Raw genomic sequence first — 11,866 nt, 5'->3', positions numbered from 1 at the left:
CCACACCTCCATTAATCAAAACAAATATATCCCGCTGTTGACGTCTCCAAATCCTCCGGCTGCAATGGCCTTACTGTCAGTGCCACGCCCTCAATGATGACAGTTTGTTGCTCTTTTACGGTTTTAAGTTGATTCATTAATTGCAGTGGCACGACCGTTAGGCCGTGCTCCTGCAGTTTGCGTAAATTTCGTGAGCCGATTGCCTTCTGGGCCCATTTATTCAACTGGCTCAAGCTGCTCCACCTCTTGATTCAGAGATCCGCTTCTTATACTTGGTCCAGGCTGCAGACAAAACTGTCGATCTCGTGCCAATCGAGTTTGCAATGTCCATCCAAGTCTCGCCCGATTGCTTACGCTCAAGCAGCGTTGGAAAATCGTATGGAATGTCTTCAAACTGTGGTCGCTCAGTAAGAATGATCGTTTCGACATCAACCGGTACAGTGGTAGGTGTGTTACTCTCAGGTTCCCCGCCGTTCATAATCTCCTTCTCCCAATCAGATAAATCCTCTTCTGCACCAACCCCAGACGCCGAATCGTCTCCGTCCTCAATGTCGATATTCACATATTCGTCAGTAGCAGACTCATCTGCGACATCACTTTGCTCTTCGTCTTCCAGATCCTTTTCATCTGGATCAGCAATATCCTCCTGACCCGACTGTTCGTCTTTAGCTTTTCGCCATTCATCCCATTTAGCTGCGAGAGGAGCAACCTCCCGACGATAATCGTCGATAAGATCTACAATGCGACCGCTGCTCATACCATATTCGTTTGCAAGCTTGAGGTAGGTGTCTCCATTGGCTATGCGTTCGATCCAATCGTTAATCCGATAAAAGCCTTTCGTCTGCGGCGCGAGTCCGGATAAGATGAACTCATCCACAACTTCGCGACTGATTTCCTCCGGAATGTTCGCGATCGGTTCTTTCTGCTTTGCCAGCCCCAAATCCATTTCCATCTGTTCGCTTTCTGGCTTAATCTCAGATACGACGCCTTGTTCATCAACTTTATATGACTTGATCGGCTTTTCGGTACGAGTGTTTATTTGAACGTTGTACCGCACAATCTCGGAGTCGATCGCAATGGCCACTCTACCGTCCAGCATCTCTGAGAGCATATCGATCTTGCCATGCAGCGCGCCGTCAGATACCTCCAAAACGATCTCCTTCACGCCTTTCGGCTTAAGATTGATCTTTTTTAGCAAAGCCTTAAATTCTGTATGTGACATATTCATTCACGCTCCAATTTGTCTGATAATGACCTCAATACGAGGCCTGAAACTATACCGTTTGCGGGCATAAGCATCGACGACTTGACTGTCGTCCACCCACATGACGCCCTTCAAAGCATCCTTCACGCCCTTCAAGTAATTGTCAGCGTCTGGCTTGCTGATTGGGTAAATCTCGCCTGCTTCGGCAGCAGCTGCTTTGCGCTTGCTGAAGCTTTTCGGAATCGAGCGATAAGCAATAATCATAATTGCCAGCGGCCCGTCCAACAGTTTCGATGGCGCATGTTCTGCTGCAGCGATACGGACATAATCCTTGTAATCCCTACTTTTTTTCGGATCGTACATCCGGACAAATCCACCTTGGGTGGAAGCTCGCGGCCGGCCTTGTGCGACTGGTTCACCATAAACCGTAAATCGTATCATGCTCCCTGCTGCCCCCTATACATATCAGGTATCCGTCCACCCTTTGGATTCGGCTCATCTGGTGGCTCTGTCGTCATACTGTAGCTATGCTCCAAATTAACGAATTTGTTGTAATTCTTGAGGAACACCAGCTCCACCGTGCCAACTGGTCCATTACGCTGCTTCGCGATGATAATCTCGATAATGTTTTTCTTATCACTTTCCTTGTCATAATAGTCGTCCCTGTAGAGAAACGCCACGATATCAGCATCTTGCTCAATTGCCCCGGACTCCCGCAGATCGGACATCATCGGGCGCTTGTCCTGCCGTTGCTCGACGCCCCGGCTGAGCTGAGACAATGCAATGACTGGTACTTCCAGCTCGCGCGCAATCTGTTTCAGTGTTCGGCTGATCTGCGAGACTTCCTCCTGGCGGTTCGCCCCGCGGTGGCTCCTGCCCTGGATGAGCTGCAGGTAGTCAATCAAGATCATGCCAAGCCCGCGTTCTTTCTTCAGGCGCCGGCATTTTGCGCGGATCTCGTTAACCGTGATTCCTGGCGTATCGTCTATGTGTACATCTGCTTCAGCAAGTAACCCAACCGCTGTGGCCATCTTCTCCCAATCATCACCCTCAAATCTACCTGTCCGCATCCGGTTGGCATCAATCCGTGCTTCAGCGCATATCATCCGCTGTACGAGTTGCCCTGCCGACATCTCCAAACTGAAGATAGCTACGGTCTCGCGAGCACGAACACCGACGTTTTGGGCAATATTGAGCGCGAACGCCGTTTTCCCAACTGAAGGTCGGGCAGCAACAATGATCAAATCATTTCGCTGAAAGCCAGCAGTCATCTTATCAAGGTCGATAAAGCCGGAAGAGATTCCAGTCACGCCTCTGTTGATGTCCTTGGTGTTGTAACGCTCCTCCGCCTCTTCCCATACTTGCATTAGCACTTGCTTCATCCCGACGAATTCACGTACAGGCACGGTCTGATCAGACAACTTGGAAACGGCTGTCTCTGCCATCACGATAAAGCCCTTGACGTCCTGCTCCTCACCGGCATTGCGAAGCAGGTTGAGCGCAACATCAACCGCTTGGCGCCGCAGAAACATTTCTTGCACGCGCTCGGCATAAGATGTTGTATTGAGTACGGTCGGTACGGATTGGGAAAGGCGCAGCAGATATTCGACTCCGCCGACTTTTACAAGCTCATCCGAATCTTGGAGTTGCGCGGTCAACGTGACAACATCCAATGGCTGTTCCGCATCACGAAGTTGCCTCATAGCTCGAAATATGCGGGCATGTCCACCCTCGTGGAACTCTCCTCCTTGGAGAATGTCAGTTACTGTGTCGTAAACAGATGCATCCAGCAATATGGCCCCGATTACTGCTTGCTCTGCTTGTATGTCAAAAGGTTTCTCAATCCCCAATTGCTCCAGTATCTCTTCACGATTAAGCATCCACTTCACCTCTTAACAATCGACGCCCGCGTTCCCAATAGCCCGCTGGCGGTGGAATGTTCTCAGCTCCCCAAACATCGAGATTCGCAAAGTGAGCTGCAGCAGCATCCTTGCTTCGTTGCGAATCCATCTGATCCCCAAGTTTCCCACGGATATCTGCGATTGTAGGGGCAAAACGCTCAGTCAAAATGTATTTCTCCACATTTTCGCAAGCCGTCTCATACGGGAAATCCTGCAAGTACTTAGCAAAGTGCTCTACGTTTAGCGGGCTTGCATCAAAGCCAGGGTATGATCGCTTGATGATACCAAATAGATCAATGACCTGAAGCTTGTTCACGTTTCAGCTCCTCCTCCCGAAGTCGTTCGAGCTCGTCAAGCTCGCGTTGTTGTTTGCTCTTATAGCCTGTTCTCTGGTTGCCTGAGCCAAGGGCGACTGCTACGTGCGGCACCGCGGCAGTTATGGCTTTCGACTTCTCCCACTCGTCGAGAATTCGGGGAACGATAAAGTTAAAACTCCGAATCTCATCTCGGGAATGGCGCGGCCTGTACTCGTCGAAGGCACGATCGACACAGGACTTGATTAATGGGGACGGCACCCCCGCAGCCACCAGTTGCTTGATTTCTAGAAAGTCAGAAGAACTTACGGCAAAGCCCTTCCCTCTACGTTGGATAAAATGATTTTCAATTTCTTGAATGAGTCGATTCTGCTCTTGCTCATCTACTACTACTACAAGATCTTTTATAATATCTTTATTAGATCGGACATTTTTGTCCAAGTGATCAGACACATTTGTCTCATCACTCGGTATATGATCGGACATTTCTGTCTGATCACTCGGGTGTGATCGGACATTTTTGTCCGGGATATGGTTAGGGTATTTCTTCGAATTTTTAACGGACAATATAAGTCCTCGGGGCGCCCTGGTCACTCTTATGTAATGGTGTTGTTCCAGGACGCTCAGCCAACGGCTTACCGTTTTATCACTTACACCAAACTTATCTGCGATTTCAGTCAGTTGCATTGGCTTATTCCCGAGTACGATGCCCCAGACCGTCCCATCCTTTTCCTTCTCTGCTGTCGTTGCACTAATGCACCACAGGAAAAGCCATATCGCGCTGCCTATTTTTTTATAGTGTCCTGGCTCCAGCAGTCCTGAATACATTGGAAATGGATAGCTGTCTTGAGGCATCTGCTCATCCCCTATATAACAATAATCTTTGTGTCACTGCCATAACGATGAATTAAGTGCAAATGCGTCGGCAAACTTTTGGTTACCAGCCAGTTTTCTGCATTTAAGCCTGCTTTATGGATTATTTGTTTCTGACGCCTATTCGGACGTTTCCCGTGCTTCATCGAGTCACCTGCATCATTCGAATATCCATTACACCATGCTGGCCATGATACAAAAGCAGGCCGGCATTAATCCCTTGAGAAGTATTTTCGATAATTTCCTTTATAGCTGTTGGCACTTCTTTGGATGACTTCAGCTGCTGAGCAGCGTGAACACCTACAATACGAGATACCTCTTTAACGACTTGCTTGGAAGTTGCCTCTCCTTCTGTTGCAGCCTGATCCATCAGGCGTTTAATCTCAATACTGTATTTATTCAAATTGCTCGCTCCTTCATAATTTTTTCTTGCCATTCCTTAGGCCAAGCCGGTGACTTGCACCGACTTGCCGGAATCTCAAAATGCCTCTTCCCAAGTACATACGAGACGAAACGCCTGCTTTTCTCTTCGTAGTAGAATCCATTCAGTAGTGCATTTGATTCTACTTTTATCTCATCGAATAAATCGAGTTGTTCAACAATCAAATTGATCTCCCCCGATCATCTCGTAACCATATCACTCGGTGCTTATAACTTGCTTTAACTACAGCCCAATCTGGATAACCAAGTTCAAAATATTCACGTACTTCTCGTTTAAATGCTTCTGGATCACTTTTATAGAGCGCCCATATCCGCTCGGATACACCAGATCGACATAGTGGGATGCCGAAATCGTCATAAAGCGGTTCAAGCAACTAATACCTCAACCCCACCATCAGCATTATCGAATCGGATTACTTGATCGAAAGCAGCTTGTGCATCCTCAATATGGGTAATAACAAGAACTCTCTTAAATCTACTTGCAACCGATTTGATAGATTCAAGAACAAGGGAACGATGCTCAGCATCCTGGCTGCCAAGCCCCTCGTCGATCGTAAGCCACTCCACCTTGCTGCCGGCACGCTGCGCCAATAATTCGGCCAAAGCGAAGCGAATCGCATAATCAATGCGGAGTTGTTCGCCGCCGCTGAATGTTTCGTACGGCCGCTCTGCCGTCCAATCGCCGATAAGGATATCGAGCGTCTCAGAAACACCGACTCGAGTCTTAAGCTCCCGCTGCGTCTCGAAACGGACGTAATGCTTGCCCTTGCTCATCTGCCCAAGAATTTCGTTTGCGATCCGTTCGAGCTGCGGTACGGCGTTTTCAATGATCAGTGCCGGGATGCCGTCGCGACCGAAAGCCTTGATGAGCGTCTGATATCGGGTCCAGCGAAGTACCTTTGGTTCCAGTTCGGCAGCCAGACGATCGCGCTCCTGCTGATCAGCCTCGAGGGCGACAAGTACCGCCTTAATGCCTCCGATCTGTTCGGCCAGTACCGATAGCTGCTTGCGATGTTGCTGAAGCAAAGTGTTAGTTTGAATAAGCGATTGCTGCAGGCGGTCATAATCAAGCGTATCCAGCACTAGTCCACCGCGTTCCTCGGACAACTCGTCGCGCCGTGACTGCTTACCAGCAATGTCTCGATCAATAGCTGCGATCCGCTCGCCAGCATTGGTCGACATTTCTCGCGCTGCTGATATCTGATCCTTAAGCCGTGCCCATCGTTCGAGGTCGCCTGCCTTTGCTGCCAGTTCCGGCAGCGGCGCTAATGCAGACTCAAGCTCGATGCTTTGCTGCTGCAGGGAATCCCATCGTCGCCTAGCAAACTCACTTCGCTCCATCTTTTCATGCTGTTGCTGTTCCAACTGTTGTAGAAGCTCATCCTTTCCAACAAGCTGGGCAAATGCAGTTGCCGCTTTGCTCAATTCGTCCACTTTGACTTTATAGGTGCGATGCTCGGCAAAATTATACGCAAGTGCCTGTTGCTCTACTTGTTTTGTAGCAATGGCAGTGGTAAGGCGAGTCAATTCCGTCTGGTCAATCTCTGCCAAGCTTCGACGCAGGTCAGGCAGGTCCGCAATCGCTGCAGCGGCAGCTTGCTGAAACTTGCATGTTGGAAGGCAGCCGCTGTCATGGATATGTGTTTCTTGCTGCTCGAGCGTAGTAATCTTTTCTTTAAGTCGGCTTTCTTCATGTAATAACCGGGAGTTTTCACGATCCTGTTGCGCCTCAAGGCCTCTGATCTCCGCATCCAGCAGGTTCCACTTATCAGCCCTATGCTCATAAATTTGCAATTGTTCAAGGTTAGTTTCGTAATCATTAGCCTGTTGCCGGAGCTCATCTCGCCCGGCGAGCTGCTGCTGCAAGGCAGTAATGCGGTCGGCTATCCGAAGTTTCTCTTCCTTCAGTTGATATAGATCGACCTGAGTAGAAGCCAAATCAAGCTGCAGTCGTTCTAGCTCAGGCTTTCGTGCCTCCAGCGAAACAATCTGTTGCTTGATCTGTTCCAATTCTGTCGACTTTTCTAAAATAGCTGCTTCATTGGCCAATATCTTTTCAGCGCGCTCGAGGCGTTCGGACTGAGTGGTCCGATCGTTCCTCAAGGTATCAATCTCCTCGCCATTTACAACAAGTTCCCGCTCAATCTGTTGGATACGAGCCCGTTTGACATCAAGCGCGGCAATCTGCGCTTCGGCAACCTTAACGACTGCTTCAACATCCACTATCATATCCTGCGTAACGCTATGCTGAGCTTCAACGTCCCGTAGTACCTCTTCCTTCGCAGCACGATCGGCAAGGCGCTCGTCAAGCGTCAGAAGCTTGTCCTTTGACTTCTCGATTTCGATATTCAACACCGCCGCCCTCTGCCGGGCACGTTCCTGCAACTCCGGGTATACATTTAGCCCAAGAATTTGCGAAAGTATTTCCTTCCGCTTCCCCGCCGTCGCGCCGGTGAAGGCGTTGGCTTGTCCCTGTAGAATCATGCTGGAGGCAGTGAATGTCTCGTCGTCCAAATTGAGTAGCGATCGGATAACGGCCTCAGTATCTACGATTTTCTCGGCGCTTCGGCTCTCCCACACACCATTTACACGCTGCTGTAGCTCCAGCGTTGACTTACCCTTGCCCTTCGTGCTGCGCGTTCGGATCGCCCGGTACACATCGCCTTGATGCTCGAACCAAAACTCGACTGACATCTCAGAAGCCCCTCGTCGGACAAGATCGTCTAGGCTAACGCCGCTGATCACATCGCCGAACAAAGCAAATCGCGGTGCCAGCGTGAAGGCCGATGACTTTCCTGCACCGTTGCGACCAGCAATGGCTGCCAATGTAACTGCCGACAATTCAATGTCGGCATGTTCGATGGCTCTGAAATTATGAATAATCAATCTTAAAGGAATCATCCTACAGCGTCCTCCTCGTTGAATTTCTTCCACTCTTCTGGCCAGACGTATTTCCCATCAATCATTTGAACAACAGTAAAGTCGCCGCTATCTGTGACACGAACTTCTCGAAACATTCCCGTCCTGCCGTGCAATTGTGTATATCGAAAGATTTCTTCAGCCGAATTAAGCGTTACAGAAGGAGTATGCCAACCATCAATCTCTGGGAAACAATAACCATAAAACACTTCGCTCATACGGCTGCCTCCAACAGTTCAGTCGTCATCGCCTGTAACTCAACAATCTCCGATTCAGCAAGCTCTTGGTTGTTTCCCCATGCAGCCAGCGCCGTCAATGGGTTAAGAGCTTCAGTCACTTCGGCATCGCGGATCCGCTCTGATCGCTCAACCTCTGCCCGAATCTCAGCTACAAAGAAGGCGCCGGCATCATGTAACGCTTTTTCCAACGATCGTCTATCGAAGCGCTTCTGTAACTCCTCACTACAGGAATACCGAATCCGTACTATTGCATCTTTAATAGAAGAAAAATCACCAACCTGTCCATCGAGCCAAGCGGCAATATCCATATCGCACCAATCTATCGTTTTAAAGCTGCGGGCTGGTGTTTTAATGAATTCGGAATTAGCAAACTTCGTTGTAAATGTCTCCGTGTCGTGAATCCAAAAGCCTGGCTCTGTTTTCTCGTCGCCGAAGTTATGCCGTTCTGGAGCCCCAGAATAAAAAACATTCTTGCCCGCGCGCTGCGGTCGGTGAATGTGGCCAAGACAGACCAGGTCGAACATGCTGGCCGCCTCGTCTGTCAGAATTGGTTCGTTTTGCAGAAGTGCGTCTTCGAAGCCAGTGTCGGCCAGATCATAAGTAAGATGTGACAATAGAATTTTTGGTCCTTCTTCCGCAAAGCTAAGGAAGCATTCACATTCGTCTTCAATTCTCTCTGTCATTTTTGTGTGGAACTCGTGTGGAGGAAGTCCAACAAACTCATCATCTGTAGCGAAACTTGAGCGATTCATTCCTGGTAAACAGCAAACTGTTAGATCGTTATAACGAAAAGAATCAATATCTGTGTAAATATGAACTCTCGGAATCTGCATCTCACGGATAAGATGATAGGCACTAATCGCATCATGAGAAGGCGTGCCACTGATCACGATAACCTCAATGCCAGCTTCGGAAAGCTTGCGGAGCCAAGAAACGAATGCTTTAATCTCCGCAGTAGCTCGATCGATGAAAACACGTGCGTCCTTAAAAGCATCGCCGGCGAACAAAACGAGTTCACAACCTTCATCGATGATTCGATCAGCAACCCAATCCATCGTCCGAGTTATATCTTCAAAACGTGATGCCGGTGTAGGGCCCGGATACCCGAAGCCCCAATGACAGTCTGCAACATGAGCTATTTTCATCGCAAATCCTCCGGAAGATCATCAAAGTCGATATCATCAGATCCGATATCCCCGGATCCATATTGTTCAAGATAATCTGCAACTTGCTTCCACTCGTTGTCTGCCACGTCCTGAACTACCTTCCCAATCGAGCGACCCAGCGCTTCAACAGCACGATCGGTTAACCATTTCCAATCCATTGTTCCACCATTAAATTGTTTTGCCAGATCAAAAGCACGATTCTTCTCAGAAAATGAGCCGTTCGGTTTAGAGCCGCTTGCTGATCGACCGGCTGTTGCACTTTTGGTAGTCTTGGTTGGAGAAGTAGATTTCCGAGTGGTTACGCTGCCTTCTGCCTCTTCTTCTGGATCATTGCCGTTCAGATATGCATCGAGCTCCTCTTCAGTCTGTGCAAAAATACCACTAGATCGAGTAGCCGAAAGAACTGCATCAACAAGGGCACGCTTTTTAGCCATTTTAAGCACAGTGTTCCAAATTGAATGCATGTCGTCGTTTTCAACACGATACATTGTGTACGTATTACCTGTTTTACGACCGTTCTTCCATTCGTCTCGCTCTTCGGTAAATAACGATGCTTTATCTAAACCTTTCGGAAGCTTATAATCCGAATACCACCGCCAGCGGTATCGATTCTCGTAAGTGTTGGCATGACCGACACCTTCAGCGATGATGGAACCAGTATTCCGATGAATTAAACGAATTGTGATATCTACACTGTAGTAACCCGTTTCATGGTTTTTATCTTCAACCTTGCCACCGATCGTAGGGGCTAGATTATAGAATTCACAGAGACCTTCAGCGCCAGGCTTATAGAGAGTTGGTTTGTCAGTGCCAGGAATGATACCGTAATCCACGCCCGGCTGCATAACTTCACGAAAAAACTCTCTTGTAAGATTTAACTTTTGCTTCATGGCATCCAATTTCCTCCGAAGGTCAGCTGCGCTTCCGAACTCTAGGTCGACAATTGCCCCTCCTCCGGTGTTTCCACCGGAGGATTGAGGCAAAACCTGCAGGTTAGCCTCAGACAATTACGCCGCCCCCTTAAGCAGGTCGACAACAACCTGTAGTGCTTTAAACTCGTTATATAGAAAGGAAAGATGGTTTTTAATCCGGATTGTTCTGTATTCGGCTTGAGTTACAGCCTCACGTTGTTCCCCTGTAAACGACCGCAATTGTGCCGCTCGAGTGGCTTCGTTTTTCCCATCAATAAAACCTGTAGTCAGAAGTTCATCTTCCTTAGCTTGCAGAGTAGACTTCGCATCCTGGACCGCCTTATTGTGGGCGATGACCGCCTCCTCAGCTGTTGCAATCTCTCCCGGTAGCGACATTAATCTCTCAACGATCTGTTGTTTATCCATAAGCTCCTCCTTGTCCCCCCGAGCATTCCGTGCTAAAATAGGGGCGTTCATAAGTTTTTCGATAGCCCGTTGCCGCGGGCTATTTTTCTTTTTCACAATCATCACACGTACGGGGATAACCCGGTTCTTCGTGATCGACCATGTACGATCCGCAAACTTGACAACATAAACCATTCAAAATCATTTCAGCAGCCTCACCCATTTAAGCCCTCCTTTTCTATGGATTGATGCGTCAGCCGCATCTCAGAACATCGAACGGGGGTGGTAGTTCGATGCCCTGAGACAAGGCTGAGCCTTGTCCTACCTTAAATTCCAGCCTTAAGTGCCATTTGTTTAATAATTTCACGACTATATTGCTTACCATTAAAATCGATAAGATCCTCAGTGCTGCCACTTATTACGCAGCCTGGTTGATATTTTCGCAAAACGATCTGCTCTCCGCTTACAAAGATTTCTAACGCATCTTTCTCACCGATTCCCAACGTTCTGCGTAACTCCATCGGTAAAACAACCCGGCCGAGCTCGTCAACCTTACGTACAATACCTGTAGACTTCAACATAAAATGACCTCCAATTATTAATTAAGTTTTTTTAAAAACATGTTCTGCTACGTCTTCAGTTACTTCATCCATGGCCGTAGCCATCATTAACTCCAACAACTGTATGGTTTTCTTATCAATTTTCGCTCTACGCGCTGCGATAATCATGTAGCCGATCGCTGCTCCGTTCGTCAAGAGAGCCACCTCCCTCTTGCACAGGGGGATAATGCTCGTCCAGCAAATGATCGAGTACTTTAATCGCATTGGCCATTTGAATAGGAAAGCGATCAAGCCAACGATCGAGCTTTGCAAGATCCCATCCTCCACCTCGTGTACGGCAAAGCAATAATTCATCAACTGCTTCCTGCAGTGTTGACAGTTCCCCGGGTTTGTCCGGATTTGGAATATACGTCATCTGCATTCACCCCTAGCTAATCTTTTTAGTAGTTTTCTTTAAGGCATGATTAACAGCTTTATATATCCGTTGGAGTTGTGTATGACTTATTGCGGTAGGGTTCTTCGAATACTGACCAGTTTGTAAAGTGGTAAAAACAGCTTCTTCAATGGAAGATCCTTTGCAACGGATTCGAGCTACTGCCATACAAATAACCGCTTGCTCTGACGATTTTTTTATCCACTTGAACCGCATCATGCACCTCTCCCGGTTTCTGTCTTGATTGATTTTTGTGAAAGTGCTAATATAGACAACACAAGATACTGTAGTCGGTATCGCAATGATGTCCGCCCTGGCCGGCGGGCATTTTTCATTTCCCTTTCAAGTTCTGCTTCTAATACCTCTGTCAAATTAATTGCTGGACTCCACAATCCTGGTTGAATACGGGAAGGATGCTTAAGCAACCATTCTTTGATCTGAGCATTCTGTGCCTTCCAAGCTGCTGCTTCTTTTTCTATTGCCTTCAAGGTCTTTGCCAA

General features: G+C 48.2%; 18 protein-coding genes. All 18 read right to left on the bottom strand.

From position 1 onward, the window contains the following. Nucleotides 1-11: 11 nt before the first annotated feature. Entirely contained in the window at nucleotides 12-233 is a 222-nt protein-coding gene (locus ACRRU2_RS07810) for a hypothetical protein (RefSeq protein ID WP_432500645.1), read from the bottom strand. Further along, nucleotides 230-1,222: a hypothetical protein gene (locus ACRRU2_RS07805; RefSeq protein WP_432500644.1), complete on the bottom strand. Its 993-nt coding sequence runs from the start codon at nucleotides 1,220-1,222 to the stop codon at nucleotides 230-232. Before ACRRU2_RS07805 ends, ACRRU2_RS07810 begins: the two co-directional genes overlap by 4 nt. 6 nt (nucleotides 1,223-1,228) lie before the next feature. Next, the gene (locus tag ACRRU2_RS07800; protein WP_432500643.1) at nucleotides 1,229-1,645 is read right to left on the bottom strand and encodes a RusA family crossover junction endodeoxyribonuclease; all 417 of its coding nucleotides are present in this window, start codon (nucleotides 1,643-1,645) and stop codon (nucleotides 1,229-1,231) included. Beyond that, nucleotides 1,642-3,084 (bottom strand): replicative DNA helicase, encoded by a 1,443-nt coding sequence (gene dnaB, locus ACRRU2_RS07795; protein WP_432500642.1) that lies wholly within the window; start codon nucleotides 3,082-3,084, stop codon nucleotides 1,642-1,644. Before dnaB ends, ACRRU2_RS07800 begins: the two co-directional genes overlap by 4 nt. Then, nucleotides 3,077-3,421: a hypothetical protein gene (locus ACRRU2_RS07790; RefSeq protein WP_432500641.1), complete on the bottom strand. Its 345-nt coding sequence runs from the start codon at nucleotides 3,419-3,421 to the stop codon at nucleotides 3,077-3,079. Before ACRRU2_RS07790 ends, dnaB begins: the two co-directional genes overlap by 8 nt. Next, the gene (locus ACRRU2_RS07785) at nucleotides 3,399-4,274 is read right to left on the bottom strand and encodes a winged helix-turn-helix domain-containing protein (protein WP_432500640.1); all 876 of its coding nucleotides are present in this window, start codon (nucleotides 4,272-4,274) and stop codon (nucleotides 3,399-3,401) included. Before ACRRU2_RS07785 ends, ACRRU2_RS07790 begins: the two co-directional genes overlap by 23 nt. A gap of 11 nt (nucleotides 4,275-4,285) precedes the next feature. Then, nucleotides 4,286-4,438 (bottom strand): DUF6906 family protein, encoded by a 153-nt coding sequence (locus ACRRU2_RS07780; RefSeq protein ID WP_432500638.1) that lies wholly within the window; start codon nucleotides 4,436-4,438, stop codon nucleotides 4,286-4,288. Then, the gene (locus tag ACRRU2_RS07775) at nucleotides 4,435-4,695 is read right to left on the bottom strand and encodes a hypothetical protein (protein WP_432500636.1); all 261 of its coding nucleotides are present in this window, start codon (nucleotides 4,693-4,695) and stop codon (nucleotides 4,435-4,437) included. Before ACRRU2_RS07775 ends, ACRRU2_RS07780 begins: the two co-directional genes overlap by 4 nt. Before the next feature lie 261 nt (nucleotides 4,696-4,956). Beyond that, the gene (locus tag ACRRU2_RS07770) at nucleotides 4,957-5,103 is read right to left on the bottom strand and encodes a hypothetical protein (protein ID WP_432500635.1); all 147 of its coding nucleotides are present in this window, start codon (nucleotides 5,101-5,103) and stop codon (nucleotides 4,957-4,959) included. After that, nucleotides 5,100-7,634 carry a hypothetical protein gene (locus tag ACRRU2_RS07765; RefSeq protein WP_432500633.1) on the bottom strand — a complete coding sequence of 845 codons (2,535 nt, stop codon included), beginning with the start codon at nucleotides 7,632-7,634 and terminating at the stop codon, nucleotides 5,100-5,102. Before ACRRU2_RS07765 ends, ACRRU2_RS07770 begins: the two co-directional genes overlap by 4 nt. Next, nucleotides 7,631-7,870, bottom strand: coding sequence for a hypothetical protein (locus ACRRU2_RS07760; RefSeq protein WP_432500632.1), 240 nt, complete (start codon nucleotides 7,868-7,870; stop codon nucleotides 7,631-7,633). Before ACRRU2_RS07760 ends, ACRRU2_RS07765 begins: the two co-directional genes overlap by 4 nt. After that, nucleotides 7,867-9,036 carry a metallophosphoesterase family protein gene (locus tag ACRRU2_RS07755; RefSeq protein WP_432500630.1) on the bottom strand — a complete coding sequence of 390 codons (1,170 nt, stop codon included), beginning with the start codon at nucleotides 9,034-9,036 and terminating at the stop codon, nucleotides 7,867-7,869. The genes ACRRU2_RS07760 and ACRRU2_RS07755 overlap by 4 nt, the downstream gene beginning before the upstream one ends. Further along, a complete protein-coding gene (locus ACRRU2_RS07750) occupies nucleotides 9,033-10,064 on the bottom strand; it encodes a hypothetical protein (protein WP_432500629.1) in 1,032 nt (343 codons plus the stop codon). The genes ACRRU2_RS07755 and ACRRU2_RS07750 overlap by 4 nt, the downstream gene beginning before the upstream one ends. Beyond that, nucleotides 10,065-10,394 carry a hypothetical protein gene (locus tag ACRRU2_RS07745; RefSeq protein WP_432500628.1) on the bottom strand — a complete coding sequence of 110 codons (330 nt, stop codon included), beginning with the start codon at nucleotides 10,392-10,394 and terminating at the stop codon, nucleotides 10,065-10,067. It abuts the gene before it with no gap. A gap of 79 nt (nucleotides 10,395-10,473) precedes the next feature. Further along, nucleotides 10,474-10,596: a hypothetical protein gene (locus tag ACRRU2_RS07740; protein WP_432500627.1), complete on the bottom strand. Its 123-nt coding sequence runs from the start codon at nucleotides 10,594-10,596 to the stop codon at nucleotides 10,474-10,476. Nucleotides 10,597-10,699: 103 nt separating this feature from the next. Beyond that, nucleotides 10,700-10,954 (bottom strand): AbrB/MazE/SpoVT family DNA-binding domain-containing protein, encoded by a 255-nt coding sequence (locus ACRRU2_RS07735; protein WP_432500626.1) that lies wholly within the window; start codon nucleotides 10,952-10,954, stop codon nucleotides 10,700-10,702. A gap of 127 nt (nucleotides 10,955-11,081) precedes the next feature. Further along, nucleotides 11,082-11,348: a hypothetical protein gene (locus ACRRU2_RS07730; protein WP_432500625.1), complete on the bottom strand. Its 267-nt coding sequence runs from the start codon at nucleotides 11,346-11,348 to the stop codon at nucleotides 11,082-11,084. A gap of 233 nt (nucleotides 11,349-11,581) precedes the next feature. Continuing rightward, a complete protein-coding gene (locus ACRRU2_RS07725) occupies nucleotides 11,582-11,866 on the bottom strand; it encodes a hypothetical protein (protein WP_432500624.1) in 285 nt (94 codons plus the stop codon).

Origin of the sequence: Paenibacillus sp. GXUN7292, assembly GCF_050864975.1 — a bacterium.
Taxonomy (GTDB): Bacteria; Bacillota; Bacilli; order Paenibacillales; family Paenibacillaceae; genus Pristimantibacillus.
The sequence above is the reverse complement of the archived record's forward strand: the minus strand, read 5'-3'. Positions and strand labels throughout refer to the sequence as shown.